Raw genomic sequence first — 17,449 nt, 5'->3', positions numbered from 1 at the left:
GAGCCGGTGTAGAGGAGCGCCTCAAGGATAAATACAACCGCCCTGGCAGGCGGCTTTGCGCGCCTGATGTACGGCTAGACGCGGTCCGAGACGCGCAGAATGCGCAGTCGATGATGGGGCGCGAAGGCCTAAATCTCCACAAGGCGTGCCGGACCGTCGTGCTCATCTCCAGTGGAATGCGGGCGTGGTCGAGCAGCAGATCGGGCGCGTCGACCGCTTGGAACTCCCTGGGAATCGATGATCCGGGATGCGATGCGTGATCCGCCGAGCGCCCCATCGATTGCGCAGATCGAATGCGGCCGATCGTCTTCAAAGGCCCCTACGAGGTAGTCGACTCGGCCATGCTGCGCAGCCGCCGGGAGGACTTGCGGCGCAATTGCTCGGCGTCGTGATTCCGCTGCACATGGCGCAGGCGTCGCCCGGATTCGCAGCCGAAATCAAGCGCCGCCGGCGCCCAATGAGTGCGCGTCGCGCACGACGCCGCCAACCATGTCGCCTTCATCGGTGCTGCTCGATGAGAGCACGTGAGGCCGTCCCGATTCAATGAACGTTCGTGCGGCCGCGCGCGAGGCCTGCACGACAGGCAGCCGCTGGCCGCCTCTTGAATAATCCCAAGAGACACGAGAGAAACATGGCATACAGCATGGATCGAAAAGCTGAGAGCGCGCTGCCCAGCGTTTTGAAGGCAAGCGATGGGGCGGGCGCCGACAAGGCTGTCGCACCGGCCGTCGTGGAAGTCATCCGCAAGCTGCAGATCGTGCGCGAGCTCAACGAGCGCTATTGGAGCACGCGCGAAATGGCCCACGAGATAGCAGATATCGCAGACAGCGTGTCGCAAATTCGCGCGATTGATCTGGCAGCGAGACGGGGCGAACTGGCAACGCTTTGTCGCATCTTTGCTCACCTACGCACTCGATCCTGCGACTGCCGGGTGTCGACGAGACGTTCCTCAGCGACCTTTCGTACGGGGTGTCCGGAATTTTGTGTAAACGGGGTTGAGGGTTTAGCCCGGCACCAGCCGCTCTTCGAACTGGATCGTGAAGCGGTTCAGTGCGGCCTTCCAGTCGCGGATCGGCATCGTCCACTTCTTGCTGATGTTGTTCAGGGCCAGGTAAAACAGCTTGGTGACGGCCTCATCGGTCGGGAACGAACTGCGGGTCTTGATCACCTTGCGCAGGCTCATGTTGATCGATTCTATGGCATTCGTGGTGTAGATCACCTTCCTGATCTCCGGTGGGTAATCGAAGAACGGAATCACACGTGCCCAGTTGCGTCGCCAGCTCTGTCCGATGGACGGATAGTCCTTGTCCCACCTGGCCTCGAAGGTGCCCAGCATCTGTTCGGCCATCTCGACGGTCGATGAAGTGTAAATCGTCTTCAGGTCGGCGGCGACTTCCGGCTGCATTTTCCACGGCACGAAGTTCAGGCTGTTGCGCACCATATGCACGATGCACAGTTGCACGGCCGCTTTTGGGTAGACCGCTTCAATGGCTTCAGGAAAGCCTTTAAGCCCGTCGACGCAGGCGATAAAGATGTCCTGCACGCCGCGCGTCTTCAGCTCAGTGACCACCTGCAGCCAGAACTTGGCCCCCTCGGTCTGGGCGATCCACAGTCCCAGGACCTCCTTGTGGCCGGCCATGTTCACGCCGATGGCCAGGTACACCGCCTTGGTCCGCACCGCGCCGCTGTCGCGCACTTTGACGTGAATGCAGTCGAGATAGACAATCGGATAAAGCGCGTCGAGCGCACGGGCCTGCCAGACCTTCACCTCATCATTGACGGCGTCGGTGACCGCCGAGATCAGCGTCGGCGAGACCTCCGTGCCGTACATTTCTTCCAGGTGCCCCTGGATCTCGCGCACGCTCAGGCCACGCGCATACAGCGAAATGATCTTGTCGTCGAAACCCGTCCAGCGCGTCTGATGGCGCTCCACCAGCTTCGGCTCGAACGCCCCCTGACGGTCGCGCGGGATATTGAGCGGCAACTCGCCAAACTCCCCCTGCAGCGTCTTGGCGCTATGGCCATTACGGGTGTTGCCCGTGGCATTGGTCACCGTTTCGCTTTTGCCATGGCCCAGGTGTTCGGACATCTCCGTCTCTAACGCACGCTCCACCAGCATCTTGGTAAGCTGCTTGAGCAGGCCGTTCTCGCCTATCAGGTCTTCCGGCTTCTGGTAATTCGCCAGCAGGCTGTCTGCCAGCTTGACGAGTTCAGCATCGGGTTTCTCTCTTTTATTGCGTTTCGCTACGGTCATCTATGCTCCTGTTACTGGCAGTCTCCTGCCAAATGACCGTTTACACAAAACTTTTTACACCCTCTTTCGTACATCACTCGACAAGAACACGGGCGCGCATGTGGGACATGCCGCCGACGCACGATTGCCCTTATTCGAGCCCCAGCGGTCCCCGATATTGGCGCGCCTGCTCTTGAATCCATGACCGGAATATCCCCAACGCGACGTTGTCCGACTTCTGTTCGGGATAGAAGAGGTAGTAAGACCGATCGCTCAGGTAGTCATGTTGCGCTACGGGAATCAATGAACGTTGTCGCAGTTCATCCTCGATCAAGAGTCGCGGGATCAGTGCAATGCCTATTCCTCGAATCGCTGCTTCAGTCTGCATCGAGAACAGCTCGAATCGTGGTCCTGACATATCGCCCTCGACTCGCATGCCGCGCGATGCGAACCAGTCGCGCCACGCATACGGGCGCGTACTCTGTTGGAGCAAGCGGTATCGCGTCCAGTCTGCCGTCGTCAGCTTGCGTCCGCGCGGGATCAAGTCCGGACTGCACACGGCGATGAGGCTTTCACGCATCAAGAATTGATTGCTCGTTCCAGGCCACTTTGCGGCGCTTGCGTGGATTGCAGCGTCGAACTCAGAATCGCTGAACAGGAACGGGCGCGTGCGGGTCGATAGATTGATCGTGATGTCTGGATGCGCGACGATGAAGCCAGGCATGCGCGGTAACAGCCACTTGGTGGCAAACGTCGGAACGACAGCAACCTCGAGAGTGCCACCTTGACCGCCAGTGGACATCAATTCCAGTGTGTCGCGCTCCACGTCGTCTAGACGCGAGGCAACCTTTTGGCTATACGCGACGCCGGCCTCCGTAAGGGCCACACCTCGTCTGTCACGCCGAAATAGCTTCAGGCCGAGAAACGCTTCCAGCGAGGCGATCTGCCGGCAGATCGCGCTTTGAGTGACCGCGAGCTCATCCGCCGCTTTTGTGAAGCTCTGATGGCGTGCAGCAGCCTCAAAAGCCGATAGCGCGGTAGTGGACGGAATTTTTCGGCGCATTTCACGTACTCCGCGGCGCAGTTGATTTGTGCGATTTTCGCACATGTGGGTGCGAACAAATCGGTTGTGTTGCTCAATCGACGTCACTAAATTGGCGGTATGGTTATACTTTCATCGGACGTGAAATGAGTCGTCAGCACAAGTCACCTTCGTTTCAATGGGATGATCCGCTTTTACTCTCGCAGCAGTTAAGTGAGGAGGAGCGCATGGTAGGAGAGTCGGCGTACGCATACTGCCAGGAGCAGCTTGCGCCCCGGGTCCTCGAAGCGTTTCGCCACGAGCGGACCGACGTGGCGATCTTCCGCGAAATGGGTGAACTGGGACTGCTCGGTGTAACGATTCCCGAGATCTATGGCGGCGTAGGGCTCAACCATGTCAGCTACGGTCTCGTCGCGCGCGAAGTCGAGCGGGTCGATTCCGGATATCGCTCAATGATGAGCGTACAGTCTTCGCTCGTGATGGTTCCGATCAATGAGTTCGGAAGTGAGCCTATGAAGCAGAAGTATCTGCCCCGGCTGGCGTCGGGCGAGTGGATCGGATGTTTCGGCTTAACAGAGCCCAATCACGGATCGGATCCAGGAAGTATGGCGACCCGTGCGAAAAAAGTGCCGGGTGGATACCTCCTGACGGGCAACAAAATGTGGATCACCAACAGCCCGATCGCGGATGTGTTCGTCGTCTGGGCGAAAGACGACGAAGGAGCTATCCGAGGCTTTGTGCTGGAAAAGGGCGCGAAAGGACTCTCCGCGCCCGCCATTCATGGCAAGGTCGGTCTGCGTTCTTCGATTACGGGCGAAATCGTGATGGACGAGGTGTTTTGCCCGGAAGAAGATGCGTTCGCGGATGTGCGTGGTCTGAAGGGGCCATTTACCTGTCTCAACAGCGCGCGGTACGGTATTGCCTGGGGTGCATTGGGTGCAGCTGAAGATTGCTGGCATCGTGCTCGCCAGTACGTTCTGGACCGCAAGCAGTTTGGAAAGCCGCTCGCTGCGACCCAGCTCGTCCAGAAAAAATTGGCGGACATGCAGACCGAAATTACCCTTGGTCTGCAAGGCTGTCTCCGCCTTGGTCGCATGAAAGATGACGGTACCGCGGCGGTAGAAATCACGTCAATCATGAAACGCAACTGCTGCGGTAAGGCTCTCGATATTGCCCGAGTCGCGCGCGACATGATGGGCGGTAATGGTATCAGCGACGAGTTTGGCATCGCACGCCACCTCGTAAATCTTGAAGTCGTCAACACATACGAAGGCACACACGACATCCACGCGCTGATCCTCGGTCGTGCAATGACTGGCATTGCCGCGTTCTGACCGACATGAACGAGACGTTGGAGCACGGAATCTCTAAGGTCGGCTGAAAGCAGTTGGCGCACCTTGCGGTCCGATCAATACCCTTGACCGTGTGTTCGCGGATTCGCGTGGGCATCCGCTCGCGACAACATGACGTTGGTTGCAAACTCAATTCGGCTACCGAAATAGCCGGTGCAATATCGTTATGCACCGCCGACGCATGGCCAGCAACGATCCAGTGCTCTCGGACTGGCTAGCCGCGACCGCGGCCGAAATCGATGCATTACGTGCAGGAAACATGAAATGAAAATCCAGACTGTAGGGATCGTTGGCGCCGGGCAGATGGGGCGTGGAATTGCTCAGGTTTGTGCGGCGTCAGGGCTGAGCGTCTTACTCAATGATATCGGCGAGACAGCAATGCGGTCCGGGATCAACGGCATCTCCTCTGCACTCGACCGGCTGGCGTCGAAAGGAAAAATCTCCGAATCAGATGCAACGGCTATAGGTGCCCGTATTACGGGCAGCGTGACCTTACAAGACCTGGCAACGTGTGATTTGGTGATAGAAGCGGCAACCGAGGACCTGCGAGTCAAACAGGATATTCTCGCGCGCCTAGACTCGATTGTTAGGCAGGACACCATTGTTGCAACCAATACGTCGTCAGTATCGGTGACGAAGCTGGGTGCAGCACTTGCAAACCCGGAGCGTTTTACGGGTTTGCATTTTTTCAACCCGGTTCCTGTGATGGAACTGGTGGAGGTAATTCGAGGTATCCAGACGAGTGACGAGACGTTCGATACTGTGATCGCGTTTGCGAAGCGCATCGGTAAATCGCCGATTGACGTCAAGAACTCTCCGGGTTTTGTCGTGAACCGGATTCTTGTGCCCATGATTAACGAAGCGATCTTCGCGCTTCATGAGCGACTCGCGGGCGCAGAGGAGATCGATGCCGGGATGAAACTGGGTGCCGGTCATCCGATGGGGCCACTCGCATTGGCCGATCTCATCGGTCTCGATACGTTGCTTGCAATCATGGACGTATTGTGTCGCGATTTCAACGACCCGAAATATCGACCTGCACCGCTTCTGCGCGAATTGGTCGACGCAGGGCACTTGGGACGGAAGAGCGGGCGCGGGTTCTACGCCTATTGATCGCTGCAGAGCAGTGTGGGTAACCCGCCGGCGGACTTATCAACCGCTGCTTTGATACTCAATGAAGTCCAATATGAAGATCGTGGTCGCAGTCAAACGCGTGGTCGACTACAACGTGAAGGTCCGCGTGAAGTCGGACAATACGGGTGTCGACACTGCAAATGTGAAGATGTCGATGAATCCGTTCGACGAAATCGCTATCGAAGAGGCCGTGCGTCTGAAGGAAACGGGCGTGGCGACGGAAGTGATTGCCGTGTCTGCAGGTGTGACGCAAAGTCAGGAAACGCTGCGTAGGGCGCTCGCCATCGGTGCGGACCGCGCGATCCTGATCGAATCGAACGAAGACCTGCAGCCGCTGGCTGTCGCGAAGGTGCTCAAGGCGTTGGTCGACAAGGAGCAGCCGCAACTGGTGATCCTCGGCAAGCAGGCCATCGACGACGACTCCAATCAGACCGGTCAGATGCTGGCCGCGCTGGCGAATCTGCCGCAAGCGACGTTCGCCTCGAAGGTTGTCGTGGCCGACGGCAAGGCGACGGTGTCGCGCGAAGTGGACGGCGGCGCGGAAACGTTGTCGCTGAAGTTGCCCGCCGTGGTGACGGCCGATCTGCGCCTGAACGAGCCGCGCTACGTGACGCTGCCGAACATCATGGAGGCGAAGAAGAAGCCGCTGGAAACCGTGAAGCCGGAAGACCTGGGCGTCGATGTCACGCCGCGTCTGACGACGCTGAAGGTCAGCGAGCCGCCGAAGCGCTCCGCTGGCGTGAAGGTGGCCGACGTGAAGACGCTGGTCGAGAAGCTCAAGAACGAAGCCAAGGTGCTTTGATGTACGGAACGCGGAGACGAATGAAATGACGATTCTGGTAATTGCTGAACACGACAACGCGTCGATCAAGGCTGCAACGCTGAATACGGTGGCTGCCGCGCAGAAGATCGGTGGCGACGTTCATGTGCTGGTGGCAGGTCACAACGCCCAGGCTGCCGCTGATGCCGCTGCGAAGATCGCAGGCGTGGCGAAGGTGCTGCTGGCCGACGCGCCGCAACTGGCCGAAGGCCTCGCGGAAAATGTCGAGGCGACGGTGCTGAACATCGCGAAGGACTATTCGCACATCCTCGCGCCGGCAACGGCATACGGCAAGAACATCGCACCGCGTATCGCGGCGAAGCTCGACGTCGCGCAGATCAGCGACATCACGGCCGTCGATTCCGCCGATACGTTCGAGCGCCCGATCTACGCGGGCAACGCGATCGCGATCGTGCAATCGGCGGATCCCATCAAGGTCATCACGGTGCGTGCAACGGGCTTCGACCCGGTGGCGGCGGAAGGCGGCAGCGCATCGGTCGAGAAGATCGAAGCCGCGGCTGACGCAGGCATCTCGCAGTTCGTGAGCCGTGAAGTGACGAAGCTGGATCGTCCGGAACTGACGAGCGCGAACATCATCGTGTCGGGTGGCCGTGGTCTGGGTAGCGGCGAGAACTACAACAAGGTTCTCGAACCGCTCGCCGACAAACTCGGCGCGGCAATGGGCGCATCGCGCGCTGCCGTCGATGCTGGCTATGTGCCGAATGACTATCAGGTCGGTCAAACCGGCAAGATCGTCGCGCCGCAGCTTTACATCGCGGTCGGCATTTCGGGCGCGATCCAGCATCTCGCCGGCATGAAGGACTCGAAGGTCATCGTCGCGATCAACAACGACGAAGAAGCGCCGATTTTCAGCGTTGCGGACTACGGTCTGGTTGGTGATCTGTTCGGCTTGGTGCCACAGCTGGCTGCTGAATTCACGTAACAGGCCGAGGAACACGGATCCATGAATCACGATGCGATTAAGCAGATACAGGGACGCCGGAAAGAAGCGGTGCGGTCCGTGAACGCTGAAGAAGCTGATATATGAAGGCGGTTCCTGATTCTCGTGGACGAGCATCGTAGCAGCTGTGCACTGAAGCTGAAGGTCTTTAGATTGGGAAGTGCGGGTCGCAAGTTTAGAGCGCGGCCAGTTGACCATTGCTTTGCGTTTCGGCGCTCGACGGTCGCGCGCACCTGCTTAAACCGACCATTGACAAGAAATGCGCATGTTTGTATTGTACGGACATTCGAACATTCGCCCTCGCGCGCGCAATCTGTGCGGACATACTTCGCTTAGGTGAATGAACGGCGGACGAAGGGAGCGCGGATCCGAACAGAACTCACATCCCAAATGCGGGATTCAGGAGACAGACGTGCAGCAGCGAGCGCCTTTATCTATTTCGAGAAGCGAGACAGACAGTTGCGACGATGCACAGTCTGTGTACCGGAGAATTGTATGGCGACTGTGCCCGATACTTTTCTTCTCTTACGTGATTGCTTGCATCGACCGAACGAACATCGGATTTGCGAAAATCCAAATGCAGAGCGAGATTGGCCTTACTGACACAGTATACGGCTTTGGCGCGGGAATATTTTTTATAGGCTACTTTCTGTTCGAGCTGCCTAGCAATCTATTTCTGCAACGCTATGGCGCTAGACGGTGGATTTCGCGGATCATGGTCAGTTGGGGCGTGGTATCAATCTTGATGTGCACAGTACATTCGCCCTTGACCTTTTATATTCTTCGATTTCTGCTGGGTGTTGCTGAGGCTGGACTACTGCCTGGCGTCATCTTCTTTCTGCTCAGCTGGCTGCCAAGGGTTCGCAGATCACGGTTCATTGCCATCATCTACTCGGGCAGTGCCTTATCCGGCATCATTGGTGGGCCCTTATCCGGCTACCTGATGGGACGCTTGGAGCATTTTGGTGGACTCGGAGGTTGGCAATGGATGTTCGTTCTCGAAGGACTTCCCGCACTTGTCCTTGCGGCCGTGCTCTATTTTACGCTTGACGACGCCCCGCAAGATGCAAAATGGCTGAGCTCCCCCGAAAAAGAGCTTGTCATTGCTAGACTCGATACGCATCCGGGGCCGGGTGCACGAGACACGATCGGCGGTGCATTGCGAAGCGGTCGACTATGGTGGCTGACGTTTATCTACTTTAGTCAGGCCGCTGGTTATGTAGGGATGACTCTCTGGCTGCCTTCTCTTATTCATTCGAGCGGTGTAAAGAGTGTCGAAAAGGCAGGCATTCTCAGTAGCCTGCCGTACATCGCAGCGATCGTGATGACGTATTTTGTCAGTCGTAGTGCCGATCAACGTAACGAGTACCGCTGGCACGTCATTGTTCCTCAACTCATTGCCGCCGTCGGACTCGTATCGAGTACGTATTTCACACACGACACGATAGCCTCTCTGTTCTGCCTGGCGCTTGCGTTAAGCGGCGCAATCGCTGCTGCACCTCCATTCTGGGCGCTTCCGTCCGAGTTCCTGCGCGGAACGGGTGCTTCGGCCGGCGTTGCTTTAATCAGCGCGACCGGAAATCTCGGCGGATTCGCGAGTCCTTTCCTTATTGGATTCGTGCGAGATGTGACTGGAAGGACTGAGATCGCGCTATGGATAATCGCTGGCATTTTGGTCGCCGGTGCGATAGCTGTTGCGCTCCTCCCGAAGAATGTAGGAAATAGATCCGGAGTTTATACATGAGTAAGAGAAGCGTCGCCACGCCCCGTGAGGCAATAGGTACGGGAGGTGACGATTCGATGCGCGAGCCTGATTTCCTGCAGGGTTTCGAAAGAAGGCGACGCGAGGCGAGCGCCGCGGCAAATGCCGAAGATGCGGAGCTTTGGCGTTGGTTTTCTGCGCATGTAGAAGATCGGAGGATCCGATGGTTGCACACCGATAACAAGTGGTTGGTCACTGTCAATCATAAGCATGTTGCCACCGACGAAACTTTTGACGAGGCGATTAGAGCAGCACAGTACAAGTCAACCTAATAAACTATGAAAGTCAGATTTTCGATTACAGTCTGGCTTTCCGTTGAATCGCGGTGATCAATGTACATGTGCGAATTGGAACGCTTGGGAAGGCGATGGTATGTCAGATAAATCAATTGCGTTATTGGTCTCGCGACTCAATCTGATCGCTGCACTTTGCGCGGTGGGCCGCTATTGTCGCGAGTTAGAAAGTTCGATTTTTTTAATTGTTCGAATGGCGGGTGAAATTTAACCAACGTGGAAGTGAGTAACGTTAGGCCCGCCGGGTTATGTCATATCTGACGAAACAGGAGCGGGGTTCGAGTGAGATGATGAGGAAGGCAATGGCAAGCGCGAATAATTCACTGCGTTTGATGGTCGAGCAGTGGCTCGCTCCGGATCCCGCGCAGGCGGTGCGGGTCATTGAGTTCAGGAACAGACGATCGCGACATGAATGCTATGTATGTGTCGAGACATTAAGGGATTCCGGTCCCGTTACACTATATTTTTTTCGTCACCAGGACGGCGCATGGCGGATATTTCCACCGGATCGAGAGCGGCCGGCGATGCGTGTGACCCAAGAGTCGAACAACTCTTGACTCGGTCCATATTTGTCGGTGTCGTGGGTTAGAAATTTGTAGAAAAAATCGCTTGATGTCGGCGATCATCATTGCGTCGCATATTCGCAACCCCACGACCTCGCGACGTAAGGTTTCTCATGGACTACACGGTAAGCAAGCGCGAGATTGTTCTGGGGAAGACCGATATACGCGTCCGAGACGGAAGAGCCCGTGTTTCACGTGTTCGCGGGCCGCATTCCGACTGGAGACGATGAGTGTCAGATTTCACGCATAATCTCGCAAATCGCGTTACAGCGCTACACTTCGACGCGCTTGAGCCTGAGACAGTCAGGCTGATCAAGTTAGGCATCGCTGATTGTATTGGCGTTACCCTCGCGGCACGCGGCGAGGAGGTCGTTCGCATTGCATCTGCGACGTTCGCCACGATGGAGGGCAGGTTGCATGAGGCGACGACGCTCGTGAGCGGCCGTCGCGTGTCGTCAGTTCAGGCGGCCTTGTTGAATGCGACGGCAGCTCATGCACTCGATTATGACGACACGGCCCTTGATGGTCATCCTAGCGTCGTACTGTTGCCGGCATCATTGGCCGAAGGCGAACGGCTTGGTGCGAGCGGTCGGGACGTACTGACTGCCTACGCCGCTGGCTATGAAGTTTGGGCACGCCTGCGTATCGTCGAGGCGGACAAGATTCATTCGAAGGGCTGGCATCCGAGTTCGACAATTGGTGCGGTGGCTGCAGCTGCTGCGGCAGCGCGCGTGGCGGGTTTGAGCATGACGATGACGGCACGGGCATTGTCGATTGCCGCATCGATGGCCGCAGGCGTGGTCGCGAACTTTGGCTCGATGATGAAACCGCTGCAGGTCGGCCTTGCCGTGTCGAACGGCGTGCGCGCGGCGCGGCTCGCCGCAGCCGGGCTGACTGCGTCATCCGGTGCACTTGAGCATCCCGTCGGTCTGCTGCATGCACTATCGCCGCGCGGCAACCTTGAATTTGGCGCGTCACACGACCACATCAACGAACGCTCCAGTGCGGTGCTGCAATTTGGCATCAACATTAAGCGATATCCAGTGTGTTATGCGATGCATCGCATCGTTGACGCGATGGCGCAGGTATGCGCTGACGCAAGCATCGATCCGTCCCAGATTGCGCGCATCGACGCGCACATAGGTGTTGCACAGGCAGCAATGCTGCGCGATTCGATACCAGAAGACGCGCTGTCTGCAAAATTTAGCTTGAGCTTCGGTCTTGCCTGCGTTGCCGAGCGCGGCCACATCACGCTCGACGACTTGGGCGGTGAGCGTATCGACGATCCAGCGCTCCGTTCGTTGATGCAGCGTGTGCGCGTCGTAACGAACCATGAGCGCGATCCCGAAGATCCGCTTTTTTCACCTGCGGACTGGGTCGTGATCGTTCTAAAAGACGGAACACGGGTCACCAGCGAACCGGTCAAACACGCGATTGGACATGCCCGCCGTCCTATGATCATGGCGTTGCTTGAACAGAAGTTTCACGAATGCGCAAGCCGAACGATCATGGATTCACGCAAACGAACCACCCTGTTCGAGCACCTGACGCGGATGGAGACCATCGAGTGCCTCGACGATCTGATGGCCGCATTTGCGGCGCAGTAGCGGTGCAAACATAAAATGATGCAAACATTCTCAGCGGCCGCCGCATGCATGACTGGTTTGACATGCGCGCCCTTCGCCCATGGAGATGTAATCGCGATTGCTTGATGTCGCATGCGAAACGGATACACCAGTTTCGCCGGTGACGGGTGCGCGACGCCAGGCAATCAAAAAATCCAAGCGTGGTCGCATGATAGTACGCATCATGTTGAGCTTCGAAAGGATGCGATCAAGGGTGTGGTTGTGCTCTCCGGCGTCCATCCCGGAACGTGTCGCTCACGAAAGACGCCACCGCATTTGGAAGCGAAAACGATTCTTCGGATAGCGGTTGATTGACACGGACAGTATATCGAGCTTGTCGTCAAGATAGTGCCGTGTGACATGCAGACCGGGTGTACCAGAGGGGACGTGCAGCTTTTTCGCCTCCTCTCCCGAAATTATGATTGGTACGACATCTTGACGGCATTCGACTACACGTGTGTGGTAATGGTCTTCAATCAGGCGATAAACCGAATTCTGTGTCTTTCCAAGCATTTCGGTGAGCCCCGCGAAGCGCAATTGTACGTACATTTCGACCGCGGAGACTACTTCGGACGAGCGCTTGAGCACTCGCAGCGCTCGAATGCGGATCCAACGCTGTCCCACAGGACACTCGAGCAATTCAGCCAGGACGCTGTCCGCCGCGACTTCTTCGTCGGAGAGGAAGTGGAGTTCAGTCGCGTCAAGATGCTGCATCAGGTCACTGAGCGAGCTCAGCGTGGCGGTGTAGCGAGCCTGCGTCGAGGACGCCGTGACGATAGTGCCGACCCCTTGGCGCCGCGATACCATCCCCTGTTCACTGAGAATGCGGATTGCCTCGCGAACCGTATGGCGACTTGCGCCAAACATCACGCACAGTTCGGTTTCCGGTGGCAGCGACTGGCCGACGGCATACGTGCCGCTGTTGATGCGCTCAATGAGCACGCGTGCCAACTCGGCATACCGCGGCGCGCGCGTGCCTGCGATTGGCGAAGCTTCGGCGATTTCATCGGCGGGCGATTCCCAGGTAGTGTCGCGAGGACGGCGTGGCATGTGAGATCCTGACGAGGCGAATAGCATGACATTTCATCATTTTAACCGCTTCTTTTGCGTTTCTCGCCCGATTGCAGCACTCCTGGTGCAGTTTACATACCGAAAAGGTCGGCCTTGCGCAGAGTATTCGAAACCAGCCTCACCGATGCCACATCGATCATCATCCCATCAAGCTCGACGGCGCCGATGCCTTGGGCCTGCGCGTCAGCATAAGCTGCCGCGATTGCGCGCGCCCGCCTGACGTCTTCGAGGTCCGGCGTGAATGCCTGTTTGGCAATTCCGATCTGCGAAGGATGCAGTGCCCACTTACCGTCAAATCCGAGCAACGCCCCGGTTCGGCACTCCTCTGCGTAAGCTGCGCCGTTGCGCACGTCGGCAAACGGACCGTCAATTGCGGCGATGCCGGCCGCGCGTGCAGCGGCGACCAACTTGAATCGCGGGTAGTGCCACAGATCGCCCGGGTAGCCTGATGTTCCGCGCACGGCGCTTGGTGCGATGCCTTGCGCGGCAGAGTAATCGCCGACGCCGAGGATCGCCGCTTCGAGACGCCGGCTGGTCTTGCATAATGACTCCACGTTGACCAGTCCTTCGATCTCCTCGATCAGGATCTCCAAGCCGATTGAATGTGCAATATCATGTTTGTGTTCGAGCATCGTAAGGAGTCGGTCGACAAACTGGATATGCTCCGGTCTGGTTACTTTGGGCAGCATCACGACATCGAGGTGTGAACCCGCCACGCCGATCACTTCGGTTAGATCGTCATAGGCGTAGGGGGTGTCGAGATCGTTGATGCGTACACACCGGGTTTTCGTTCCCCAATCGAGATGCAGCAGCGCCTCGCTGACGGTACGGCGAGCACCCACTTTTGCGTTCGGGGCGACGGCGTCCTCGAGGTCAAGAAACACATGATCTGCGTCGCAGGCGGCAGCCTTTTCGATCATACGGGCGTTACTTCCTGGCACGGCAAGCTGAACACGTCGGGGACGAGTCGGACGAGGAGCAATTGCGGCTAACGTTGCGTTCATAGGTGAGTCTCCGAGGTAAGAGAAACTGGCGCGAGGCCGAAGCGCTCAAACACTGCCTGCGTGTGTTCTCCGAGAAGAGGCGCTCGATTGAAAATGCCACCAGGCGTGGCGGACAGCTTCATCGGCACGCCAGCAATCGTCACGCACGAGGTCGAACCGGGTTGTTCAACCTCGCACAGCATGTCGCGAGCACGAAAATGAGGATCGGCGAAGATTTCTTGTGCGTTCATTACCGGCCCGAATGGAATCCGCCCGCCGAGCAAGCGTGCGAGTTCCTGTTTTGTGTGCCGGGCCGTCACGCTTTCGACCAAGCTGTTCACATCATGACGATGTGCGCTGCGTTGGTTTGCGCTTCGAAAGCGAGCATCGTCGCTCCACGCAGGCTCGCCAACCGCTTCGCAGAAGCTTCGCCAGAAGGCGTCGGAAGGACAGGCGAGCGCCACGAAGCCGTCGAGCGCGCGAAAGAGGCCGAAGGGCGAGAACACGGGATGGTGCTGACCCTCAGGACCCGGAATAGCATCTTGATAAGAATGCTGGTAGACGATCCGTTCGCATAGCGACAGGAGCGTATCCGTCATTGAAACATCGACGTACTGACCCGTCCCGCTTTGTCTCGCGTGCAATACCGCAGACACGATGCCGAACGCAGCCATCATTCCGGGTACGATATCTCCGATGCCGGGACCAATTTTCACCGGCTGATCCGGCTTGCCCGTGATGCCCATCAGGCCGCTCATCGCCTGCGCGATAACGTCGTAGGCGGGCCATTCCTGGTACGGTGACACGCCATGTCGACCGTCGCCGAAACCCCGAATCGACGCATAGACTAGCTTGGGGTTAATCGCGCTCAGGCTCTCATAGTCGAGTCCCAGTCTCTCCATGACGCCCGAGCGGAAGTTCTCGACGAGTACATCGGCCTTGACAACCATGGCGCGCAGACGATCGGTATCCTCCGTGCATTTCAGGTTGAGGACGACGCTTTGCTTGTTGCGGTTGACGCTCTGAAAATAGCCTCCATACGCGCGCAAATTGTCATCAGGCTTGAATGGCCCAAACCCCCGTGTCGCGTCACCGTGCGGCGGCTCGATCTTGATGACCTCCCCACCGTGATCTGCGAGGAGTTGCGTGCAGTACGGACCAGATAGCATTTGGGTCAGATCGAGCACTACGAGGCCTCGAAGTGCTCCAAAAGAGCACGTGTTCATCGATTCCCCCAGTGCGACTTGCGTTTGATACGAACAGTGCGCGATGCTTCGAAGACGATCTCGTCTTTCTGGTTGATGCCCCAGTGATGAAAACGTACGATGCCCGCATCGTCATGTGCAGGATCGTCCTCGACCGAAAGGACCTCGGTGAGTGCATACAAGGTGTCGCCATGGAACACCGGTGACTTCAGACGCATGCCAGTCAGATTTAGCTCTGCGAGCGCGTTCTCCGCAGTGTCCTGAGAGGCCAGGCCGATGACTAGCGACGCGGTGATGCCGCCGAACGTCACACGCTGACCGAACGGCAGCTCCTTCATAAAGTCTTCGTTGAAATGCGCCTGCGCCGAGTTCATCGTCAGATTGGTGATCAGCACGTTGTCCATCTCGGTCATCGTTTTGCCGCGCATATGACGAATCACTTGACCAGGCTCGAAGTCCTCGAAATAGGTATTGGGGCTTGTGAGTTCCGAAACTTTCATTTCGCCCTCCCGAGCAAGTGGTCGGCAATAATGCGCTGCTGGATCTCGGACGTACCCTCAAAAATCTTTGTGAGCCGTGCGTCGCGCCAATGGCGTTCTACTGCAAAGTGCTGCGTGTAGCCCGCACCACCATGAATCTGCAGGGAATCGCTTGTCACACGTTCGGACATCTCGCTCGCAAGGTACTTGACCATTGCTGCTTCCTTGTCGCAGCGAACGCCACTGTCGATCTTGTCGCAGACGGAATACATAAGTTGACGCGACGCTTCGACTTCCGTCGCCATGTGAGCGATGCGAAAGCGTAGGGATTGGAAGGTGTCAATCGGGGCGCCGAATTGTTCGCGCATGCCAGCGTATTCGATCGCATCCTCAAGCGCGCCTTGCGCGAGGCCGATCGAACGGGCTGCCGTATGTGCTCGTGCAGTTTCGAGGCCATGTGTAACGAGATAAAACGCTTCCCCTTCTTTGCCGATTAGACTGTTTTCGGACACGAAGAACCCGTCGAATGCCAGTTCCCATGTTTTCCAGCCAAAATAACCAATCTTTGGGATAGGTGCTCCGCTCACACCTTCAGGCAGACTGCCGCGGGCCTTTTCAATCATGAACGCAGAAAGGCCCAGATGGCGTTTGCTTTGCGCGGGAGGCGGAGCGGTACGCGCGATTACGACGATGTAGTCGGCGCCGTCCGCGAATGTGCACCAGTACTTACTGCCTGTAATCTTCCAGCCACCGGCTACCTTCTCCGCGCGTGTACTAAGATTGGAAATGTCCGAGCCGGCGTTCGGTTCCGACATCGAAAATGCACCGAGAAATTCACCCCTTGCCATCCGCGGCAGGTAGGCGGATTTCTGCTCTTCTGTCATACCTTGGGCGACCATAAGACCGACGTTACGGATAATGCTTCCGACGCTCATCCACGCTCGCGAGAGCTCCTCGGTAATCAAGCAATATTCGAAACAGCCGAGACCGAGTCCACCATATTGCTCGGGAACGAGAATGCCGAAGTAGCCCATTTCCGCAAGTTGCTTGCGAAGAGACTCAGGAATGTCTTCTTTAAGGGGATCCAGTCTGTTTGCAACCGGCAAAACAATTTCTCTCGCAAACTCTTGCGCGGTGCGCTGAATCATCAAGCGCTCTTCGGTCATATAAGTCATGCGACCCTCCGGAGTACCATGTTCGTCCGATCAAAGCTGAGCACAGTTTCACCATTCGCATCGCACCCGACGGTGTGCCACGTGACGATGCCAATCGTGTCCTTAGACGAAGGGCGCATGCTCCTCACTGTGCTATGGGCAAGCAGGGTCTCTCCAACATGGAACGGTCGAACGAAGGCGAGATCTTCAACGCCGAGAAAAGCACCACCGCGCTCCGACAGATCTTCTACCGAAAGACCGAAGACAATGCCAAAGAGGAGATACGGATTGACCACGCCATGACGATAACCGTGAGCTTGTGCAAACTCATCGTTGAAATAAAGCGGATTGAAGTGCAGTGTCATGGTCGAGAACAACGTATTGTCCGCTGCCGTCACCGTACGCCCCCAGTGATGCGAGTAGCGTGCGCCAATTTCGAAATCCTCGTAAACCCGGCCTCGCGTCCGCGGCGGCTCTTCGTGAAAACGTTGCAGTACGGCGTCGCCTGACAGACCCGTCTGATCCATGTCTCCTCCTTTTGCCAAACATGTGGGGAACCGCAACTTGCCCTGATACATTCGAATGTACGGACAATATACAGAGATTCAGCTGATCGTGCAACGGACGGGGCTTAGATTCCGAGGCGCTGTTTTGGACAGCAAATTCGAAGAAGGCGAATCCACCGCAGCGTTACAGTTTGGCGATCGAATCACCGCGCCCTTCACCATTCGAGTGCCGAGCAGGGGCGAGTGTGCGAACGCGCATGAAACGG

At 57.3% G+C, this 17,449-nt stretch carries 16 protein-coding genes; 7 read left to right on the top strand and 9 right to left on the bottom strand.

Annotated elements, in window-relative coordinates; translation table 11 throughout:
* Positions 1-319: 319 nt before the first annotated feature.
* The 3 genes from B0G80_RS45520 to B0G80_RS36305 all read right to left on the bottom strand — a co-directional run bounded on the left by B0G80_RS45520 (position 320) and on the right by B0G80_RS36305 (position 3,296).
* Complete coding sequence (locus tag B0G80_RS45520) at positions 320-904, bottom strand: hypothetical protein (RefSeq protein WP_147309966.1); 585 nt, start codon at positions 902-904, stop codon at positions 320-322.
* A 99-nt stretch (positions 905-1,003) separates the two neighbouring features.
* Positions 1,004-2,254 carry an IS256 family transposase gene (locus B0G80_RS36310; RefSeq protein ID WP_116122537.1) on the bottom strand — a complete coding sequence of 417 codons (1,251 nt, stop codon included), beginning with the start codon at positions 2,252-2,254 and terminating at the stop codon, positions 1,004-1,006.
* Positions 2,255-2,384: 130 nt separating this feature from the next.
* A complete protein-coding gene (locus B0G80_RS36305) occupies positions 2,385-3,296 on the bottom strand; it encodes a LysR substrate-binding domain-containing protein (protein ID WP_116123858.1) in 912 nt (303 codons plus the stop codon).
* A 125-nt stretch (positions 3,297-3,421) separates the two neighbouring features.
* Between B0G80_RS36305 and B0G80_RS36300 the strand changes: the two genes are divergently transcribed.
* The 7 genes from B0G80_RS36300 (at position 3,422) to B0G80_RS36265 (ending at position 11,767) form a co-directional block, all read left to right on the top strand.
* A complete protein-coding gene (locus B0G80_RS36300; protein WP_116122536.1) occupies positions 3,422-4,609 on the top strand; it encodes an acyl-CoA dehydrogenase in 1,188 nt (395 codons plus the stop codon).
* Positions 4,610-4,891: 282 nt separating this feature from the next.
* Complete coding sequence (locus B0G80_RS36295; RefSeq protein WP_116122535.1) at positions 4,892-5,740, top strand: 3-hydroxybutyryl-CoA dehydrogenase; 849 nt, start codon at positions 4,892-4,894, stop codon at positions 5,738-5,740.
* A gap of 73 nt (positions 5,741-5,813) precedes the next feature.
* Positions 5,814-6,563 carry an electron transfer flavoprotein subunit beta/FixA family protein gene (locus B0G80_RS36290; RefSeq protein ID WP_116122534.1) on the top strand — a complete coding sequence of 250 codons (750 nt, stop codon included), beginning with the start codon at positions 5,814-5,816 and terminating at the stop codon, positions 6,561-6,563.
* A 25-nt stretch (positions 6,564-6,588) separates the two neighbouring features.
* Complete coding sequence (locus B0G80_RS36285) at positions 6,589-7,524, top strand: electron transfer flavoprotein subunit alpha/FixB family protein (RefSeq protein WP_116122533.1); 936 nt, start codon at positions 6,589-6,591, stop codon at positions 7,522-7,524.
* A gap of 358 nt (positions 7,525-7,882) precedes the next feature.
* Positions 7,883-9,286: an MFS transporter gene (locus tag B0G80_RS36280; RefSeq protein WP_116122532.1), complete on the top strand. Its 1,404-nt coding sequence runs from the start codon at positions 7,883-7,885 to the stop codon at positions 9,284-9,286.
* Positions 9,283-9,576 (top strand): hypothetical protein, encoded by a 294-nt coding sequence (locus tag B0G80_RS36275; protein WP_258879154.1) that lies wholly within the window; start codon positions 9,283-9,285, stop codon positions 9,574-9,576. The genes B0G80_RS36280 and B0G80_RS36275 overlap by 4 nt, the downstream gene beginning before the upstream one ends.
* Before the next feature lie 814 nt (positions 9,577-10,390).
* Positions 10,391-11,767, top strand: coding sequence for an MmgE/PrpD family protein (locus tag B0G80_RS36265; RefSeq protein WP_116122531.1), 1,377 nt, complete (start codon positions 10,391-10,393; stop codon positions 11,765-11,767).
* Between the two features lie 273 nt (positions 11,768-12,040).
* On the opposite strand, the gene B0G80_RS36260 is transcribed toward B0G80_RS36265, so the two are convergent.
* The 6 genes from B0G80_RS36260 to B0G80_RS36235 all read right to left on the bottom strand — a co-directional run bounded on the left by B0G80_RS36260 (position 12,041) and on the right by B0G80_RS36235 (position 17,204).
* Entirely contained in the window at positions 12,041-12,835 is a 795-nt protein-coding gene (locus tag B0G80_RS36260) for a GntR family transcriptional regulator (protein WP_181920146.1), read from the bottom strand.
* Positions 12,836-12,927: 92 nt separating this feature from the next.
* Positions 12,928-13,860: a CoA ester lyase gene (locus tag B0G80_RS36255; RefSeq protein ID WP_116122529.1), complete on the bottom strand. Its 933-nt coding sequence runs from the start codon at positions 13,858-13,860 to the stop codon at positions 12,928-12,930.
* The gene (locus tag B0G80_RS36250) at positions 13,857-15,065 is read right to left on the bottom strand and encodes a CaiB/BaiF CoA-transferase family protein (RefSeq protein WP_116122528.1); all 1,209 of its coding nucleotides are present in this window, start codon (positions 15,063-15,065) and stop codon (positions 13,857-13,859) included. The genes B0G80_RS36255 and B0G80_RS36250 overlap by 4 nt, the downstream gene beginning before the upstream one ends.
* Positions 15,062-15,544: a MaoC family dehydratase gene (locus B0G80_RS36245; protein ID WP_116122527.1), complete on the bottom strand. Its 483-nt coding sequence runs from the start codon at positions 15,542-15,544 to the stop codon at positions 15,062-15,064. The genes B0G80_RS36250 and B0G80_RS36245 overlap by 4 nt, the downstream gene beginning before the upstream one ends.
* On the bottom strand, positions 15,541-16,698 hold the full coding sequence (locus tag B0G80_RS36240; protein ID WP_116122526.1) for an acyl-CoA dehydrogenase family protein: 1,158 nt from the start codon (positions 16,696-16,698) through the stop codon (positions 15,541-15,543). The genes B0G80_RS36245 and B0G80_RS36240 overlap by 4 nt, the downstream gene beginning before the upstream one ends.
* Complete coding sequence (locus tag B0G80_RS36235; protein WP_116122525.1) at positions 16,695-17,204, bottom strand: MaoC family dehydratase; 510 nt, start codon at positions 17,202-17,204, stop codon at positions 16,695-16,697. The genes B0G80_RS36240 and B0G80_RS36235 overlap by 4 nt, the downstream gene beginning before the upstream one ends.
* Positions 17,205-17,449 lie beyond the last annotated feature (245 nt).

Origin of the sequence: Paraburkholderia sp. BL6669N2, assembly GCF_003387275.1 — a bacterium.
Classification (GTDB): domain Bacteria; phylum Pseudomonadota; class Gammaproteobacteria; order Burkholderiales; family Burkholderiaceae; genus Paraburkholderia.
This window is presented reverse-complemented; position numbering and strand designations above follow the sequence as displayed.